Origin of the sequence: uncultured Psychroserpens sp., from assembly GCF_947500255.1 — a bacterium.
Taxonomy (GTDB): Bacteria; Bacteroidota; Bacteroidia; order Flavobacteriales; family Flavobacteriaceae; genus Psychroserpens.
Genome location: NZ_CANMRL010000002.1, coordinates 42,595 through 61,600, shown reverse-complemented (window position 1 = coordinate 61,600; position 19,006 = coordinate 42,595). Strand labels below are relative to the sequence as shown.

14 protein-coding genes are annotated in these 19,006 nt (G+C 34.7%); all 14 read right to left on the bottom strand.

The genetic code is table 11. From position 1 onward, the window contains the following. Nucleotides 1-320 precede the first annotated feature (320 nt). The 14 genes from Q0783_RS07050 to Q0783_RS06985 all read right to left on the bottom strand — a co-directional run bounded on the left by Q0783_RS07050 (nt 321) and on the right by Q0783_RS06985 (nt 18,998). Nucleotides 321-2,162: a gliding motility-associated C-terminal domain-containing protein gene (locus Q0783_RS07050; RefSeq protein WP_298894215.1), complete on the bottom strand. Its 1,842-nt coding sequence runs from the start codon at nt 2,160-2,162 to the stop codon at nt 321-323. Between the two features lie 38 nt (nt 2,163-2,200). Continuing rightward, the gene (locus tag Q0783_RS07045; protein ID WP_298894214.1) at nt 2,201-4,639 is read right to left on the bottom strand and encodes a T9SS type B sorting domain-containing protein; all 2,439 of its coding nucleotides are present in this window, start codon (nt 4,637-4,639) and stop codon (nt 2,201-2,203) included. Between the two features lie 7 nt (nt 4,640-4,646). Further along, nucleotides 4,647-7,469, bottom strand: coding sequence for a T9SS type B sorting domain-containing protein (locus tag Q0783_RS07040; RefSeq protein ID WP_298894213.1), 2,823 nt, complete (start codon nt 7,467-7,469; stop codon nt 4,647-4,649). A 7-nt stretch (nt 7,470-7,476) separates the two neighbouring features. Beyond that, nucleotides 7,477-10,914 carry a T9SS type B sorting domain-containing protein gene (locus Q0783_RS07035; RefSeq protein ID WP_298894212.1) on the bottom strand — a complete coding sequence of 1,146 codons (3,438 nt, stop codon included), beginning with the start codon at nt 10,912-10,914 and terminating at the stop codon, nt 7,477-7,479. Nucleotides 10,915-11,044: 130 nt separating this feature from the next. Beyond that, the gene (locus Q0783_RS07030) at nt 11,045-11,869 is read right to left on the bottom strand and encodes an ABC transporter permease subunit (RefSeq protein WP_230937179.1); all 825 of its coding nucleotides are present in this window, start codon (nt 11,867-11,869) and stop codon (nt 11,045-11,047) included. Nucleotides 11,870-11,924: 55 nt separating this feature from the next. After that, a complete protein-coding gene (locus Q0783_RS07025) occupies nt 11,925-12,821 on the bottom strand; it encodes an ATP-binding cassette domain-containing protein (RefSeq protein WP_298761049.1) in 897 nt (298 codons plus the stop codon). A gap of 114 nt (nt 12,822-12,935) precedes the next feature. Continuing rightward, nucleotides 12,936-13,514: a HupE/UreJ family protein gene (locus tag Q0783_RS07020; RefSeq protein WP_298894211.1), complete on the bottom strand. Its 579-nt coding sequence runs from the start codon at nt 13,512-13,514 to the stop codon at nt 12,936-12,938. 12 nt (nt 13,515-13,526) lie between these two features. After that, nucleotides 13,527-14,045 carry a hypothetical protein gene (locus Q0783_RS07015; protein WP_298894210.1) on the bottom strand — a complete coding sequence of 173 codons (519 nt, stop codon included), beginning with the start codon at nt 14,043-14,045 and terminating at the stop codon, nt 13,527-13,529. A 38-nt stretch (nt 14,046-14,083) separates the two neighbouring features. After that, nucleotides 14,084-15,100, bottom strand: coding sequence for a COX15/CtaA family protein (locus Q0783_RS07010; RefSeq protein ID WP_298894209.1), 1,017 nt, complete (start codon nt 15,098-15,100; stop codon nt 14,084-14,086). Then, entirely contained in the window at nt 15,101-15,553 is a 453-nt protein-coding gene (locus Q0783_RS07005; protein WP_298894208.1) for a GNAT family N-acetyltransferase, read from the bottom strand. It lies immediately after the preceding gene. Continuing rightward, nucleotides 15,550-16,974: an HD domain-containing protein gene (locus Q0783_RS07000; protein ID WP_298894207.1), complete on the bottom strand. Its 1,425-nt coding sequence runs from the start codon at nt 16,972-16,974 to the stop codon at nt 15,550-15,552. Before Q0783_RS07000 ends, Q0783_RS07005 begins: the two co-directional genes overlap by 4 nt. Nucleotides 16,975-16,998: 24 nt before the next feature. Beyond that, entirely contained in the window at nt 16,999-17,574 is a 576-nt protein-coding gene (locus tag Q0783_RS06995; RefSeq protein WP_298894633.1) for an L-threonylcarbamoyladenylate synthase, read from the bottom strand. Nucleotides 17,575-17,613: 39 nt separating this feature from the next. Next, the gene (locus Q0783_RS06990) at nt 17,614-18,342 is read right to left on the bottom strand and encodes a glycosyltransferase family 2 protein (protein WP_298894206.1); all 729 of its coding nucleotides are present in this window, start codon (nt 18,340-18,342) and stop codon (nt 17,614-17,616) included. An 11-nt stretch (nt 18,343-18,353) separates the two neighbouring features. Beyond that, nucleotides 18,354-18,998, bottom strand: a complete 645-nt coding sequence (locus Q0783_RS06985; RefSeq protein ID WP_298894205.1) for a class I SAM-dependent methyltransferase — start codon at nt 18,996-18,998, stop codon at nt 18,354-18,356. Between the last annotated feature and the right edge of the window lie 8 nt (nt 18,999-19,006).

Sequence of the window (19,006 nt, the reverse complement as noted above, 5' to 3'; positions counted from 1 at the left end):
ACAGGAAATTGGACTACAACGGTATGATTTTCCCGATTGACTAACGTTAAGATTTGGAGCTGTTTCTCCTGGGAAGAATACGTCGTTGTAGTACCAAGGTAGGTTCCTGCTTAAAATTTGTAAGTAGGTAATTGTGTAATTTTAAAGTATCGTGATAATCTTGACGAAAATTGTTTCATACTTGTTGGTTGGTTGATAGACACAATTTGAAAACATAGTAGGGAACGATTGTGAACATCAGGTTGATTTCAATAGAAAACTATGATTAAATAAGCTAAAGCACAAAAAAATAAGATGAATTACATAAAATTTTAACATTTCTAGTAATTTACGTACACCCAGCCTACCAATGGTCGATAGTTAACATCATTAAGATCAAGAACATAGAAGTACGTTCCAACAGGTACACGTTTACCATGATTGTTTAAACCTCTGTTAATCAAGCCATACCATTTTTTGCCATTGTCGCCTTCAAAAATTAACGTGCCATAGCGGTTAAAGATTTTTAGTTTATGATCTTCAAAAATATCGTAAAGCCCTTGAATGTTAAACCAATCATTTGTACCATCGTCATTTGGTGAAAACCCTTCAGGTACATAAGGCGGACAATTTTCTACTGAAAGATCAAACTGGTATACATCATAGCAAGGTGGATTGTATACTTTGATATATATAGTTTTTGGGTTGCTAGTATTTGAATAGGCTTCAGGGTTTGAAATGGCATTTATATTAGATTCTAAATCGTCTATGGTTTCATAAAATTCAACTTCTAATTCAGTCGTTATAGAGTTTTCAAAAAGTTCTACTAAATTAAAAGCAGCACTATTGAAGCCTTCATTACACGCAATTTCATTAGGTAGTATTTGAATAGGAGGAATGACTAAAAGTTCAATAAGTTCATCATCAATATTGTTATTTTCATTGATTTCAATAACAATTCCATTTCCAGTGCCATCATCATCAATAACTAAGGTCAACAAGAATATATCGTCTATAGTATCTGGTAATGTTATTGTAATCGTACCACTTTCCGAAGCATCTATTGGGATGTCATTTTGTGTTTGTGTTTGTCCAACAAGAACACCATCAGCATACAAAGCTAAAGGCGTATTTGCAGGTAAATGATCTGTACTATTGGTATTAAAAACAGTGTAATCAACAGCAAGACTGCGATCACCACAATTGATAATATAATCATCAAGTACGATTGTTGCATCTGGTAATTGACTATTTAAAACAGTAACTATATTATTTATAATTATCAAGTCTGCTCTAAAAACACCAAACTCATCAAAATCACCAGTAGTCATTTTTATGACAGCGCTTGTATCACCAATGTTGATGTTATCTTGAATATCATAAACATCTAAATCTGCGTTATAAAATGCACTCGAATTTGTAAAACTATTGGTTCCATTAAACGCATTATCACTTAAATTTAGTGGTGGATTTGATAAGATATTATCGTTAATAGATAAGCTTTCTCCAAAGTTTAGATTGTTATCACCTTCCCAAGCTAGAAATCCAATTTTTGCACCTTCATTATCAATCACATTAAGGTTATCAATCGTAATGGTTTTTTCTTGATTATTTCTATTAATGATCTCCAAACCTTGATATAGATTTAATTGATTTAATGGGAGTGTACTATCTTCAAAAATGATATAGATGCTCCAGCCAGCAAAGTTGGTACGATTATTACAGAATCCAGGTGTATTGGTTAATGTATCTGTTAAATCTAGATCAGATAGTTCATAGAGTGTGTTTCCCTCGGAAATTATAAAATCGGTAATATCTGCATAGCATGAAAAATAGGTAAGCGTCTCCGCTAAAGGCTCTGAGTAATCAACTGTATACGTGTCTACAGCGTCAACTGAAAGTCCGTTAAGTGTGACATTTGTGTCTCCAGTACCAGAACCTGCCCAATATAAATAAGCGGCGACTACAGTAGCAGAGGACGACAAGTTAAGTGTGGCACTAGAAGATTCTAAAGGAAAACAAAAGCTATCATCTAAATTATTCTCAAACGGATTGAGTGTATTGCCAATAGCTGTGTAGTCATACCTGCCGTTGAATTGCTGGAAAAGTTCAATGTCTTGCGCAAATGAGGGAATTGTAAAAACAAAGGCTACAATAACTATTATGTGTTTTAAGAACCTCATTCAACCATTTTTAGATATTCAATTTACACAAATTTTAGTTAGCGTTTTAATGCAAAATGTCCTTTAAGTGTGCGACCATCTTCTAAAGTCACTACAAACCAATAATCACTTGCAGGCATATTAAAGCCATCAAAAGTGCCATCCCAACCAACATCAAGCGGATCGAGTTCTTTGAGTAGTTTTCCAAAGCGATCAAAGATCAATATTTGTGAGTTCGGTTGAAAATCTGCTGAAATTCCCTTGACCTGCCAAAATTGATTATACGTATCACCATTAGGCGTGAAAAATTTCGGGAATCCAATCACAGAGACCAACTCTTCAACAATGCCGCAATTATTTTCAATATCACGCACATACACCGTATGAAATCCAAAGCTTACATTTTCAAAGACGTTGCTTTCTTGGTATGGCCCACTAGGATCGTCTAGCGCGTATTCATAAATGCCGTCGCCAGAAACAAAAACAGAAATCGAATTATTGGATGTTGCATCTGTCACTTCAATACTGGTAAATGTAGCAATATCGGAAGATGATACTGTAATGGTTCTGTCTTTAAAGCAGCCATCAGTAGAGGTTACTCTTACTGTATAGACGCCAGGTTCATTCACCTGAATTTCAAATTCATCTTCACCAGTAGACCAATCGTAATAATAATTATTAGGAATATCATCAATAAGGCCACCAGTTAGGGTAATCGTTTCAGGGAAATTATTAAGACAGTAAAAGACTTCTTCCTGAATGACAATATTGGGGAGTTCGAAAACAGTAAGCTGTATGTCACTAATTCCAAAACAAGCATTCATATTCTCAACACGTGCGTAAATGGTTTGGGAATTAGGAATGGTATTGGTAAAGTTATTACCTAAAGGATTGTCTTCGATTAATGCTTCTTCATAGGTTTCATAGAAGGTCACATCTAAATCGGTAGGTAATCCAAAGAGAATATCATCAAGCGCATTAGAGAGGTTGAAGTTATAGAATCCATCTTCAGTACCATCATCATCACACACTTCTAAAATGGCATTGTTGGAAGCCGTAGAACTCGTTTCTAAGGTTAGTTGAGCAATATTAGTGCAACCTACAGTAGTGTTGGTCACTAACGCATAGATAGTTTGCGGATTGAAGTAATTTTCAAAGGCATCAGCATTGAGTTCATCTTCATCATTTTCTAGATCTGAAAGCGACACATAGAAGTTAATCGTTCTGTCTGGAGCACCACCAGTGATATCATCAAAGGCTTGATTAAGGTCAAAAATGGTAAAACCTTCTGGAATGCCATCTTCATCACATTGAATAAGTGTGGTGTCATTGGCCTCAGGAATTGGATTAACAGTTAGGTTTAAAGGAAAAACACCAATACAATCATTTGCAATTTCTTCAATACGAATAAATACTTGCTGATTATCAGGCGTCGTATTTTCAAACATGGTAGCAATTGGATTAGTATCATTTTCTGCATCATTTTCTGTGCTATGAAATGTGACTGTAAAATTATCAGGATCTTGCCCGCTTAAAACTTCAGATATGGTCTCTTCTAAGTCAAACTCAGCTATTCCGTTGGTAATATCGCCATCATTATCATTATCACAAATAATCAAATCACTGGGCGCATTCGCATTGATGCTTCTTACATTAAGATTAAATTGAGTGGTAACAAAACAGCCAGATACGGTGTTTTCAATTCTTGAATAAATAATTTCATTGCTGTTTGTGTTCATGTAAGGACTAGCAATAGGATTGTTGCCAAGTATTGCATCTTCTTCAGTCGTATGATAAGTCACAACAGTATTGGTTTGGCCACCTAAAATAATAGGCGTGTTTTCTTCTAAATTAAAAGAGGCAACACCATCATCAAAAGGCGCTAGATTATCACATCTATCAAAAGAAAGTGCTGCATCATCACTTGGTACTTGAGGTTCTGGAGATTCTGGGAACTGAGCTGTTCCAGTCCATTCTAAACTAAATGGGCTATTACCAATAGGTCTATCAATTAAGAGGTAGTATGTTTCTCCTGCTTGAACCGTAATCCAACTAACAAAACTATTTCCATCTGCTCCAGGACCTTCGGAAACATCAGTTTCTGGGTCACTCATTCCTGTTAAGTTATTGCCTTGATTTGCAGCAGCTGGGTTAGTTGTAGAACATCTGATAGCTTGACCTAAGTTAGCACAAGAATTTGTTGGGCCAAATACTGAAAAGTCGTAATCTTCTGTAATCGCACTACTATTTGGTGTTAGCACAAAACCTAAAGTTCCACCTTGTTCAAAAGTGAGTCTAAACCATATGGTATTATTCTCAACCATACCACAGGCATTGGAAAAGGTATCGATGTTTCCTGTGCCACTTACATCTAAATCTACACTAGAATTACCACAAATTTGAATCGCATCCGAGCAGTCGTTAGGCGTTTGCGCTTGTATAAGGTTAAAGTATAATAAAAGAGTGATTAATACTGATAATTTTGGGGTTCTATTCATGTAAAATTTAACGTTTTAAAGTAAAATGTCCTTTTAATATTCGTCCGTCTTCTAGCGTAATAACATACCAGTAATCATTAGTTGGCATATCAAAACCATTAAATGTACCATCCCAACCTGAACCAAGCGGATCAACCTCTATCAGTAATTTACCATAGCGATCAAAAATCAAAACTTGAGTATTGGGTTGAAAATCTGCTGAAATACCTTTGACATTCCAAAATACATTATGTGTATCTCCATTTGGCGTAAAGAATTTTGGAACTCCAATCACTGAAACCAATTGTTCAACTATTCCACAGTCGTTTTTAATGTCTCTAACATACACTGTATGGAAACCAAAACTTACATTTTCAAATAAAGAGCTTTCCTGATACGGACCCATAGGGTTGTCCAATGCAAATTCATAAATACCTTCACCAGTTACAAATACAGATATAGAGTTGTTGAATGTAGCATCTGTCACTTGAATGTCAGTAATGGTTGCTATATTAGAAGCGAGTACAGTTATAGTTCTATTAACAAAACAGCCGTTAGTATTACTTACGCTTACCGTATAAGTTCCTGGCTCATTAACATCAATTTCTGTAGTTGTAGCACCAGTAGACCATTCGTAAGAGTAGTTGTTTGGCAAATCATCAATAACACCTCCAGTAAGTGTAATCGTGTCCTGAGCAGTATTTAGACAATAATATAGTGTTTCTTCTAGTTCAACATCTGGGAGTTCATAAACACTCAATTGAATCTCACTAATACCATAGCAAGCATTATCGTTTTCTACTCTTGCATATACGGTTTGCGCATACGGAATTGTATTAGAAAAATTTGTAGCTAGAGGGAAACTTTCCAATAAAGCATCTTCATAGGTTGGATAATAAGAAATAGTTAATCCATCGGGTAGACCAGCTGTTATGGCATCATTAGCATCGGAAAGATTAAATGTTGTTAATCCGTCGTTTTCTCCCATATCACAATCTTCTAAGATCGCATTATTTGCAGTTGTACTACTTACCTCTAAGGTCACTTCGGAAATATTAATACAGCCATTATCAGTATTTTTTACGACTGCATAAATAATTTGCGGATTAGATGTATTTGTATAATTAACAGATATTGGAGCAATCTCACTTTGTGCATTACTAAAGGTTTCATAGAATTTAACCTGAACACCTTCTGCTGCATTAGAAACGTCCTCTACGATTTCACTTAAGTTGAAAATGGTAACATTGTCGGTATCGTCATCACATTGAAGTATAGAAGCATCATTTGCTACTGGAATATCCTCTGTAGAAATTAGAACAGTAGCGTTACCCTCGATAGGACAGCGACCATCATTAGGCTCGATAAATACTTCGTAAAAACCTGGCGTAGTCACCTCTAATATAAATCCTGTTTCACCATTGAGAACTTGACCATCTTGAAACCATGTATATGTTGCGCCTTCAATATTAATGGCGATTAGATTTTTGCTTTGTCCGCCACATAGAAAAAGTTCACATCTGCTCAAGCCATTATTAACAATATCAATGCGTTGGTTAAACCATTGTCTGTTAATTTGAGGTAAAGTTGTTCTCACCGTATTTTGTAGGTCATCGTTGATGTCGACTAAAAAACTAAACTCTATATAATTGATATTGTCTAAATTATTGACATCAGGATTGCTAATCACACTCATATAACGTAGATAGTCATCATTACTACTATCAAAAACGATATTAGTTCTATAAATCTTATTGTCATTACCAAGCTGTAACGCATCACCAGTTGCAATACCTTCTTCTTCTATTATTTCTATCGAATCTGAGATGTTATCTGAGTTTAAATTCCATCGCAAGAACCGTTTAGGCACATCAAAATCTATAGCGTCACCTTCAGCTGTTATACCATAAAGCCAATCACCAAGAGGAGAAAATTCAACTGCTACAGGGTAATCGTTACTATTTTGACCAGCAAATACATCTTTGCGATTGTCTATGAGACCTGTGGTATTATTAAAATCATAGACATGGATACTTCCTGGATCAATAAATTGAGTTTCAGAAACAAACCCACTGTGTGCTATAGCTAATTTTGTACCATCAGGAGACGATTTTAATTGTCCAGACCCAAAATAATACGGATCACCAGTACTATTAAAAATTCCAATTTCTTGTAAAGGAGCGACCGTAGAAATCACTGGGTTTGGATCTACACCGTTTTCATCCATTTTAAAAGCATAAAAATTAGATTGAAAATGCGTGATTATCCAATAGGAGTTGCAGTCTGAACCTCTCACAGCAGTCAGCATCCAACTTGTTTTTATAATGGTTTCGTTGGTGGATTGCGGATTATAGGTAATAAGTTCAATATCTTTTTGATTAGGTATGACATCGCCTAGACCATTATCTAAAGACATATCTATTTCAGAATAGTTCAAACCACTATTGATGCCATCGTCAAAGAGGTTGTTTGGACCTATTTGATCTATCGTAAAAATATAGTAGTGGCCAGGATTATTTGGTTTTGGAAGAATGACAGAGTTTTTAAACCCTTTTAAATCAGTACCATTAAGCAAGCTGGCATTTGGAAATTGTTGATGATTTCTGTTCCAAATGGTTCTACTATCTGAATAGAATAACAGATTTCCATATTTATCAGAAATTACAGAAGGATAGCGTTCAAAACCCACTTCATCACTTTGAACCATACCATCGGTATCTGTCACCACATTATCATCACAAAAATTAAAATTGACGCCAGCATTTTCATTAAAAAACCAATACGACCCTTCGCTTTGACCATAACCGAAAAAGCCGATGAGAAGGATTAGATATTGGAGTTTAAATTTCATGTTTATGTTAACGTTTCAGTGCAAAATGACTTTTAAATACACGACCATCTTCTAAGGTCACTACAAACCAATAGTCACTAGATGGCATATTAAATCCATTAAAAGTACCATCCCAACCAGGACCAAGCGGATCGAGTTCTTTGAGTAATTTCCCATAGCGATCAAAAATCAATATTTGTGAGTTTGGTTGAAAATCTGCTGAAATTCCCTTTACTTGCCAATGTTGATTATACGTATCACCATTCGGCGTGAAAAATTTTGGGAATCCAATTACAGAAACTATCTCATCTACAATACCGCAATCATTTTCAATATCACGAACATATACCGTATGAAATCCAAAGCTTACATTTTCAAAGACATTGCTCTCTTGGTATGGTCCGCTAGGATCGTCTAGTGCATACTCATAAATGCCATCACCAGAAACAAAAACAGAAATGGAGTTATTGTTCGTGGCATCGGTGACTTCAATACTGGTAAATGTAGCAATATCAGAAGCTGATACAGTAATGGTTCTGTCTTTAAAACAACCATCAGTAGAGGTCACTCTAACCGTATAGATACCTAGTTCATTCACCTGAATTTCAAATTCATCTTCACCAGTCGACCAGTCGTAATAATAATTATTTGGTGTGTCATCAATGAGTCCACCAGTTAGGGTAATGGTCTCGGGAAAGGTATTGAGACAATAAAATACTTCTTCTTGAGTGACGATATTAGGTAATTCGAAAACAGTGAGTTGAATCTCGCTAATTCCAAAGCAGGCATTTATATTCTCCACACGCGCATAAATGGTTTGAGAGTATGGCGTTGTATTAATAAAGCTATTACCCAATGGATTGTCTTCGATTAAGGACTCTTCATAGGTTTCATAGAAGGTCACATCCAGATCGGAAGGCAGTCCAAAGAGAATATCATCAAGAGCATTAGAGAGGTTGAAGTTATAGAATCCATCTTCGGTACCATCATCATCACAGACTTCCAAAATAGCATTGTTAGAGGCTGTAGAACTAGTCTCCAAAGTGAGTTCGGCAATATTAATACATCCAGTCGATGTATCGGTTACTAACGCATAGATGGTTTGCGGATTGAAATAATTTTCAAAAGCATCAGCATTGAGTTCATCTTCATCATTTTCTAGATCAGAAAGCGACACATAGAAGTTAATCGTTCTGTCTGGAGCACCACCAGTAATATCATCAAAGGCTTGATTAAGGTCAAATATGGTAAAGCCTTCAGGAATCCCATCTTCATCACATTGTATAAGTGTTGCGTCAAGGGCATCTGGTGAGTTGTTCACGGTAAGAATAAACGAATCTGTACTGTAACAATCAGTATTGGCATTATTTTCAATACGTACGAAAATCTCTTCTACATTAGGTGTTGTATTGGTATATATACTTGAGTGAGCATTGGTGTTATCATCAGCATCTTGTTGAGAAGGATGGTACGAAATAGTATAAAGTGTCTCATCTTGCGGACCTAAAATTCCTGCGTTTAAATCTTGAAGATTAGTGTTGGTAAATCCGTCCATATTATTACCATTAAAATCGGTATCACAAACAGTGATGTCATCTAATGTGAGAATAACAGGTGTTACAAATACGTTTAAGGTAAATGAAGTGGTCGCATAACAGTTTTGATTATCGTTATTATCGACGCGTGCATAAATGATTTGAGGTGTTTCGGTATTTTCAAACAGACCGGTAATTTCATTGTCATTAGAATCTGCATCTTCCTGTGAGGTATAATAATGCACAGTATATTGATTAGGATCTTGTGAACCTAATATATCGGCATCTTGAACCGAGAGATCAAACTGAGATGTTTCAGATGAGTCGCAAACGATAATGTCTTGAGGTTGCGTAGCTGTAGGAATATCAAAAACACCAACAACAGCCTCACCTTCGATTGGGCATTCGCCATTATTAGGTTCAATAAATACCTCATAAAAACCAGGTGTGTCAACGAATAGCTCAAACGTATCTTCTGGTACGACGATACCATCTTTCATCCAAGTATAGGTGCCACCTGGAACGTTTTCAGCAATTAAGGTGTAACTATCACCTGTACAAAGTTTCAATTCAGTAGTACTAATCCCATTTTGGATAATATCAATTTGCGAATTAAATAAAGATTGGATAAAAGGCGGTAAGCCGATACGACTCACATTTTCATTTGTGCCAGAAACATCTAATAATACTCCTTGAGCATTGTAAATAATATTTCCGGCATCTGCTTCTGGGTTTTCTATAATACCTATATAATCACCAGAGTTGGCGTCTGTAAAGTCAAATTGTGCTCTATATATTTTTTTGTCAATGCCTAATTGCAAAGCTCCAGCAGTGAAATTAGCAGGTGAAGGAATTTCAGTCCCAGATGTAGGAATGTCCGTTACTAGAAGATCCCACTGCAATAAAATACTACCTTCATTACCTTGAATACCGTTACCAATACTAGCATATAGTTTTGTGTTTTCTGAAGAGAATTCAATACCATATGGGCTTCTATTATTTTCTGGTCCGTATAATTCAACAGAGTTAGAAACGACTCCTGTATCATTATCAAAATCAAGCAAATAAACGCCTCCAGCCGCATTGCCAGCTTCTATATTTGCAAATCCAAAATGCGCTACAGCTAATTTAGTTCCGTCTGGAGATGCTTTAATATAACCAAGCGAATTTCTACGATAACCAGAAACAGGAACTTCAGGACCAACAGTAGAAATGACAGGAGTTGTGTCAACACCATTTATGTCCACTTTAAACGCATAAAATTTATCTATAAAATGAGTAATGACCCAAAATGAAGAGCAGTCATCTGCTTTTACAGCAGTGATTTTTTCTGAACATTTATAAGCTACTTCTTGAGGATTAGTGACATCATAAGTGACAAGCTGAATATTTTTTTCCGTATCTACAACATCGCCTAGACCTCCATTTAATGTCATATCAACCAAGGAATAATTGAACCCATTATTGAATCCATCATCAGCACCAGGAACTGTACCACCACTATCATAATTACCTGTAAATTGGTTAGGACTTACACTCGCGTTATTGTGATGTGGCTCATCAACAGTAAAAATATAATATTGGGTTGGGTCTTGTGGTTTTGGTACTATTAAGCCAGAAGATGTACTAGATGGGTCTCCCAATAAACCTGTACCTCCAAAATAATCACCATTTGCCATTATTTCGTGATTTTGATTCCAGACCGTTTGCCCATCTGTATAAAATAGTAAGTTTCCGTTTGTATCTGAAATAGAGGTGCAACCCTCTAAGGTGTTCAACTCGCCATCAACTATTGCAGTTACACTGCCAGTTCCAGCGTCAAATTGGAGCCCAGCATTTTGACCAAAATACCAAAAAGAAGCTTCTTGTTGAGCAAAAGTGAGGGCAACAGAAAGTAACGTTATAAGGGTTAAAACGGATTTCTTTTTCATGTAATATTTGCAATTAGCCTTGAAGTGTCAGTTATTAAACAGTTTCAGCCTTAGAATTCCTACTTTTTTCTTCGGAAAGCTCACCTAACTAAAACCTATAAAATAATTGACACCTAAGCCAATAAAGATATTACAAATCTCGCTTTTTTAATAATCTATACGATAAAAAGATAAATAAGGCTGTCCAAGCTAATACAATTGCGATCTCATGCCAATGCACAGCGAAGTCATATAAAAACTCTTGACCATTAGGCGCTTTAGAAATTGCAATTCTTTGGAAAGGCTGATCAATTAACTTATACATGGATTTTAATGGGAAGAAATTTTGAATTTTCTCCGCAATATCAACATTAGCTTTCCATGTTATTAGTCCGAAAATAATCCATTCAAGAATATAGAGTACAAATAAGAATGCTAAGGCAAACGCCGAACGTTTTACGAGCATTCCTAAGAATAAACACAAGCTGAAGAAACCAACTAATTTTAAGAAGTAAGCAAATAAGAATTCGGTTTCTCTAAAAATTAAATGCGCTTCATTGATACTAGAGTAGTATAACCCGATGAATAAGCAAATGAGGAATATTAAAATGGTAGCAACCGCAGAGAAAAATATAATGGTATAGAATTTTGACAGAATAAATTCCTTTTTACTCAACCCGTCGATGAGGTTTTGTTTGAGTGTTTTATTGCTGTATTCGTTACCGATCATACTGACGACGACAATAGCAAAAAAGAATTTGAATTGCGAAGCAAAAAATGTGGTAATGTGCCATACGATTGGGAAATTGAACAATCCGTAGTCACCTAATTCTAGTACGAAAAAGCCAAAAAAGTTAATTCGTAGTGATGATAGGATAATGACAAAAAATGGTAAAATAAATGATATAAAAATAAGAACCTTACTCGCTCTATTGAGCAGTAATTTTTGAAGTTCTAGTTGTAATAATCTTAACATGGTGGTTGGTTTTTATAGTTTCTGAAGCGACTTCAGAACTGCTTTTGATTGATGATTAATTATTGTCTGTTAATTGTAAGAATTGCTCTTCTAAGCTTTCTTTACGTTTAACAAGATGAGATAAAATGATGCCTTTATCAAACATCAGCTTATTGAAGGTTTCTGCATCCATCGGATCATTTAAAAACGCTGTGATTAAAGTGTCTTCTACTTTTATATTTCCGAAGGATTTATGATTTTCCAAAAGATGGATTAATTCATCCTGCTTTTCAGTTTTGAGTTCAAAAAAGCCATGACTTGAGATCATTTCATCAACGCGTCCAGAGTATAGTTTTTCTCCTTTTCTCAAGACCACAACATGAGAACATACTTTTTCAACTTCATCGAGAAGGTGAGATGCTAAAAGTATGGTTGTGCCGTTGTTAGCAATATCTTTTATGATTTGTCGTATTTGATGAATTCCTTGAGGGTCGAGACCATTTGTTGGTTCATCTAAGATTAAGATTTCTGGGTCGTTTAGTAATGCAGAGGCAATAGCTAAACGTTGTTTCATACCTAAAGAATAGGTTTTGAACTTATGGTCTTTTCTATCTAAAAGTCCGACAACTTCAAGTTTTTCTTGAATTTTACTATTGTCTACTCCTTTTATCTTACAGACTAGTTTTAGGTTTTGATGCGCAGTCATGTAAGGATAGAAATTTGGTCGCTCAATAATAGCGCCTACTTTTTTTAGAGCATCATGAGTCGATACATTGCCATCAAACCAGTGAAAGTCACCAGCAGTTTCATTGACAACATTTAAAACGATTCCAAGCGTGGTTGATTTACCACTTCCATTGGGTCCTAAGATGCCATAAACATTACCTTTATTTATAGTAAACGATAAATCTTTAACAGCAGTTAAGTACCCAAATTTCTTGGTAAGATTGTTAATGGTTAAAATTGATTCCAAAATTTGATTGATTTTTTTGCAGCACAAAGGTCTGCAATGGTTGATTATTTAAATATGACGACTATAAATTAGATTTGTTACAAAAATGAATTATAGCATCTAAATGTATGCTTCTCAATCTAAGAATAACATTTTTAAAACCAATAGAGTAATAATTAAATTTACACTCAGTTTTATCCACTTTGTATTCTTTTTTGCTATTAGGGCTAGTATGGATATAATAGATAGGAAGCCAGCAACAATAAGTAGTTGAGCCAATTCGATACCAACATTAAAGCCAAGTAGAGGCAAAACGATAGATTCGTCCTCAAAAATAAATCGTCTGATATAATTTGAGAATCCTAGTCCGTGAATGAGTCCGAATACTAATAAGATAAGGTATGTAATTGAGAGTTGAGGCTTGTATGATTTGTCTTTTAGAAGTATCCAAAAATTATTGAGGCAACTCAATAAAATGGTAATAGGAATTAGAAATTCTATGACATCTGTATTAATGCTTACAATATTAAGACCTGATAAAAAAAGTGTAATACAATGGCCTACAGTAAATGCTGTTACAAGCCCCAGAATTTTTTTCCAGTCTTTAAACGTATAAAGGATACAAAATGAGAGAATAAAGTAGAAATGATCTAGACCTTCTGGGTCAAGAATATGATTAACACCTTCGACTAAAAAATCCCAAAATTCACTCATTTTCTAAATGTATTAATTCCAATTTTCGTCAAAATCTAAATTATCATAATCGCCTACATCAATATCATCATCTAATTCATTGAAATCGTCATCAAGATCCTCAGCTTCAAACGCTTTTTCAGGAGCGGTATCAGGAATTTGACCATGAACATACATGAGGTTTGGGTAGTCGGCACCTTCAGCTTCATCTACAATTTCAGCAAGTTCTACAAAGAAGGTCCACATGTTTAAAAAGTCATACACATAAATCAATTTTGTTTGGGCTTCGTGTACAATATCATTAAGAACTGTTTCACTCATGGTTCTCACGGCATTTGCTCCTTCACTCACATCAAACATCGAAATTTCTTCGCCTTGTTCCCAGGCATCGTTGCTCACATAAAATGAGGCCATTTCTAATCCGTCAAAACCAAAAGACTGTGTGATGGTGTTATGCAAATCTTCAAGTGAATCTGTTTCTCTAATTTCAATATCTCTAAAAATATCGTCTTCAGTATCGTTATCAAGTATGACTCTAAATCTGTAAATCATGGTAATTAATTATAGCGCAAAGGTATGCTTTTTTTAAATTATTTACTGAAACGATGCAATGTAAATACCATAGCAGAAAGAAGCAAGAATGCTCCAGCTTGATGAGAAACCCCTAACCAAACAGGAACAGTATATATTATAGTAAGAACACCTAGAATAAACTGAATAGCTATGGTGATTAATAGTGTTTTAATACCGATTGCTTGGTACTTTGATACGTTTAGTTTTCTAGTCTTTAACCAAATAGCAATAATAAAAATCACAACAATATACGCTAAAGTTCTATGGGCAAACTGTACACCGCTTCTGCCTTCAATAAAGTTTTTATAAAGTGGCTGATGTTCAGTATATACAGTTTCATGAATAAACTTGCCTTCACTCATCATAGGCCAATGGTTATGCATGAAGCCTGCATCTAAACCTGCAACAAATGCACCATAGATAATTTGTAATATTAAAACGACTAAAGCTATTCTTATAAAGTTTCTTAGTTTTTTTTCAATCTCTTTTTTTTGCGGAAAGATTAAATCTAAGGCAACCCAAAATGTAAAAGCAAATGTTAGAAACGCTGTTGTTAAATGAGCAGCAAGACGATAATGACTTACATCAGGATTATCGACCAAGCCACTTTTAACCATATACCAACCTAGAAAGCCTTGAAAAGCGCCTAGGGCTAATAGAATAATACTTTTTTTGATAGTTGCTCTGGTTAATTGCTTTCGTATTAAAAAATATAAGAAAGGGATAATAAATACGAGTCCTATAAATCTACCAATGACGCGATGTAACCATTCCCAGAAATAAATATCTTTAAAATCTTGTAAGTCAAAATGCGTATTTAATTTTTGATATTCAGGGTATTGTTTGTAAAGTTCAAAAGCTTCTTGCCATTCAACATCATTCATAGGTGGGATAGTACCAGAAATGAGTTTATAGTTTGATATAGATAATCCAGAATGTGTTAATCTGGTAATACCGCCAACAATAACCATTATAAAGATTAGAACACAGCCAATAAGTAGCCAATAGATGACTTTTTTATTATCCTTTTTCATTTAAACTAGTTTTTTTTCAAAGCACAAGCTATTGGTCATATTTATATATTGACCATAGTTTGGGATATTAGTGTAATTATTTTTTTTGTAGAACTGAACAGCTTCTTTTTGACGTATTCCTGTTTCAAGGACACAAGCTGTATAGCCTAGTTCATGAGCCCAGGTTTCTAAAGCGCTTAACACTTGTGAGGCCAAACCTTTACCTCTCGTTTTTGGTTTAGTATACATGCGTTTAATCTCAACACTAGAGGTGTTAAATTCTTTGAAGGCACCACAAGCAACAGCTTCATTTTGGTCATATACAAGAATCACATGATTCAAGACATCAATGCCATTAAATTGATTGTAAAATTCATGCTCATCCCCATCGGTCACTTTTAGATAGGCATCCAACTCTTTTATCAGGTCGCTAAAATCTTCATTCTTTGAGTCTGTTCTTATGATTTTAATCATAATTGAGAATTTACTTTGAGTCCTAATCGTTCGCCTTCTTTCAGCATAAGTTGATAGGCAGCCTCATATTCATTAGGAATATCGCCTTCTAAAATCGCTTCTTTGATTACTTCTTTAATTTGACCAATTTCTCTTGATGGTTTTAAATTAAAGGCTTTCATAATTTCTTCTCCTGAAATTGGAGGTTGAAAATTACGTACATGATCACGAGCTTCTACTTCTTCAATTTTCTGACGAACAATTTTAAAATTGTTATGATACTTATTGAATTTTTTTGGATTCTTAGTTGTGATATCTGCTTCACACAATGTCATCAAATCTTCGACATAATCACCAGCATCAAAAACCAAGCGTCTCACTGCAGAATCTGTAACGATGTCTTGAGCAAGAACAATAGGGCGAGAACTCATATATACCATTTTTTGAACAAACTTCATTTTGTCATTCAAAGGCATTTTTAGACGTTTGAATAAATGGTATACCATTTTGGCACCTTCAAATTCATGGGCATGAAATGTCCAGCCTACTTTTTTGCTAAACTTTTTAGTAGGAGCTTTGCCAATATCATGTAGTAGTGCAGCCCAACGCAACCATAAGTTCTTAGTTGTTTTTGCAATATTATCAACAACTTCTAAGGTGTGATAAAAATTGTCCTTATGTGTTTGACCTTCAACTTCATCAATACCTTTAAGTGCTGTAAGCTCAGGCATGATATGGTCTAGCAAACCTGTTTTTTCTAAATGTAAAAATCCTATTGAGGGCTTATCACTTTCAAGAATTTTATGAAGCTCGACTACAATACGTTCTTTAGTAATAATCTTAATACGATCGTTGTTTTTTGATATGGCTTGAAGCGATTTAGATTCAATAGTGAAATTGAGCTGAGTAGCAAACCTAATCGCACGCATCATTCTCAGAGGGTCATCACTATAAGTGATGTCAGGATCTAAAGGTGTACGTATGATTTTATCTTTTAGGTCTTGAATGCCATTAAAAGGATCTAGCAAATTTCCGAAGTGCTGCTCAGATAAATTTAAGGCCATGGCATTTATTGTAAAATCGCGCCTATTTTGGTCATCTTGTAGTGTACCGTTTTCGACAACTGGATTTCTACTGTTTTTAGAATATGATTCTTTTCGTGCTCCAACAAATTCAATATCCATTCCGTCATGCACTAACATAGCAGTTCCGTAGGTTTTAAAGACTTGAACTTTTGGTTGAGAAGGCAAGTTTTTAGCCACTAGTTTTGCAAGAGCGATACCGCTTCCTATGGCAACAATATCAATGTCTTTGTGTTCACCACGGTTTAAAATGAAATCACGAACAAAACCACCAATAACATAACTATCGACTCCTAATTCTTGAGCAGACTTGCTAATAACCGCAAAAATGGGATGTTTTAATGCTTGTTTATAATTCATTATTAAAATTGCTCGACGCAAGTTTTATTCTCGTATGATTTTTATAGCCCCATCATTTCCTAGTTTGATAATTGACGATGGTTTTATATCACTTTTTTCGCTTTGCAAATTTACGACATAGTCCACACCTTTTAAAATCTCTTCACTTATTTCTTTGAATGATTTTGGAGTAGGCTGACCGCTAATATTTGCCGAAGTTGAGACCAGAGGTTTTTTTAATTGTTTAATGAGTTGTTCGCAAAATTTATCTTTGACAACTCTAATGGCCAAAGTATTATCATTAGCGATTAGATTTTCTGCAACACCAGCTGGATTATCATAAATAATTGTGGTTGGTTTTACGGCGATATTTAAAATACTATATGCCATTTGAGGCACTTTATCAACATGTTTCTCTAACATAGAATAGTTATTGACAAGACATATGAGTGCCTTAGAATCTGCTCTTTGTTTGAGTTTGTAGACTTTCTTTACAGCTTCATGATTTGATGCATCACAACCAATTCCCCAAACAGTATCTGTTGGATAGAGAATCAATTTTCCTTGTTTAAGAATTGATAAGGCGTTTTCTATTTCGGTATCTAATATGCTCACTATGATTTAAATTTACAAGATGCAAATTTCGAGATTTTTTTTGATTTACTTGTTTTGTCTAGACCAACCCGTTCTTGTTTCGATAGAATTGATATAGAACAGTTCTTCATCATCAAGATTCTCGTTGTCAATGTACCAAGGTAAGTGTCTTGCTTGATACGGAATTCCAGTTCTCAATGTCAACGTTCTATGGTCGCGTTGTCCAAGCTTAGAAAAAGGGCGATAAAGCGCAAAAGTGGTATCTATTGCAGCTATAAATACATTATCCTCTATGGTTTCTTTATGGTATCTACTTTCCCATTCAATAACTTTTTCTTTGTTGATATACGTATCAGGTAGATCGTCTATTTTGAGTGAAAAACCTACTTTGTGAGCTTTTGGGTATTTCTTTAACAACGAATAGAAGTATTCTAAAAAGTCATCTGGACAGTCTTCTATTGGAACAACATCGGGATCTGTATAGACATAATATGATGTTACGAATTTTAACCACAACCCACTTTTCCAAAATGCTTTAGAGCCAAAGTTTTTTTCAAGGAAATGTACTTTGTAAGGCGTGTTCTTGTAATATTCAAGAAGAGGTGGATATGTAGATTGATTATCTAAAATATGAATGTTGGTATATCCTCTTTTTTCTAAAGCCTCTATAAGTTTTAGAATTGTTGGTAGCCGATTGTAGTTATTTATGAAAATTGGAATGTTCTTGAAATCACTTGGTGTTTTACCAAATAATGCCCTAAATAATTTTGCAAAAACATTTTTGAATTTTCTCATGACACATAAAATTATGCTTTTTTTGCTACAGTTGCATACTGTACATAAAACATATCTGTAGCTGTAAACAATAATGGAATATTATATAAGTAGGGTTTTATTGACCCGGTTTTGTTTATACCTTTATGAGTGACTACTTCATAACCCAGACGCTCATACATATTTCTAATACTTTTTTTAGTAAAAAAACGTAAATGCGTTTTGTCCATAACACCACTGCGTTCATATTCCCAACTCTTATTGACAACAAGCTTTTTTAATGCACTGTGATATCTCATATTAGGTATTGAACTAATAATGATGCCTTTGTCTGTTAATTTAGATTGTATTTTTTCTAGAACCCAGTAAGGGTCTACCAGATGTTCAAGGACATCATTACAGTAAATAACATCAAAATAGTTTTCTGGAAGATCTTCAATAAAGTCTTCACACGGACCGATAAAAACTTTGTCTAGAGATTTTTTTGCCTCATTACCATGATCCTCCATGTATTCAATTCCCCAAGTTTCAATTTGATACTTCTCCTTGATAACTGAAGCAAAAGCACCTTCGCCACAACCAATATCTAAAACCGTCTTGGCATCGGTAGGGAAAAACTCAAGCATTTCCTCTCTTTCATTTTTATAGTAAGTATTCGATTTATTGTTATAATCCATTTAATATT

What these genes read in the sequence shown, in the direction of transcription:
- Q0783_RS07015 (WP_298894210.1), bottom strand. Translation starts at nt 14,045, where the DNA reads ATGATTTACAGATTTAGAGTCATACTTGATAACGATACTGAAGACGAT.
- Q0783_RS07045 (WP_298894214.1), bottom strand. Translation starts at nt 4,639, where the DNA reads ATGAATAGAACCCCAAAATTATCAGTATTAATCACTCTTTTATTATAC.
- Q0783_RS07030 (WP_230937179.1), bottom strand. Translation starts at nt 11,869, where the DNA reads ATGTTAAGATTATTACAACTAGAACTTCAAAAATTACTGCTCAATAGA.
- Q0783_RS07000 (WP_298894207.1), bottom strand. Translation starts at nt 16,974, where the DNA reads ATGAATTATAAACAAGCATTAAAACATCCCATTTTTGCGGTTATTAGC.
- Q0783_RS07035 (WP_298894212.1), bottom strand. Translation starts at nt 10,914, where the DNA reads ATGAAAAAGAAATCCGTTTTAACCCTTATAACGTTACTTTCTGTTGCC.
- Q0783_RS06990 (WP_298894206.1), bottom strand. Translation starts at nt 18,342, where the DNA reads ATGAGAAAATTCAAAAATGTTTTTGCAAAATTATTTAGGGCATTATTT.
- Q0783_RS07040 (WP_298894213.1), bottom strand. Translation starts at nt 7,469, where the DNA reads ATGAAATTTAAACTCCAATATCTAATCCTTCTCATCGGCTTTTTCGGT.
- Q0783_RS07020 (WP_298894211.1), bottom strand. Translation starts at nt 13,514, where the DNA reads ATGAGTGAATTTTGGGATTTTTTAGTCGAAGGTGTTAATCATATTCTT.
- Q0783_RS07010 (WP_298894209.1), bottom strand. Translation starts at nt 15,100, where the DNA reads ATGAAAAAGGATAATAAAAAAGTCATCTATTGGCTACTTATTGGCTGT.
- Q0783_RS07005 (WP_298894208.1), bottom strand. Translation starts at nt 15,553, where the DNA reads ATGATTAAAATCATAAGAACAGACTCAAAGAATGAAGATTTTAGCGAC.
- Q0783_RS07050 (WP_298894215.1), bottom strand. Translation starts at nt 2,162, where the DNA reads ATGAGGTTCTTAAAACACATAATAGTTATTGTAGCCTTTGTTTTTACA.
- Q0783_RS06985 (WP_298894205.1), bottom strand. Translation starts at nt 18,998, where the DNA reads ATGGATTATAACAATAAATCGAATACTTACTATAAAAATGAAAGAGAG.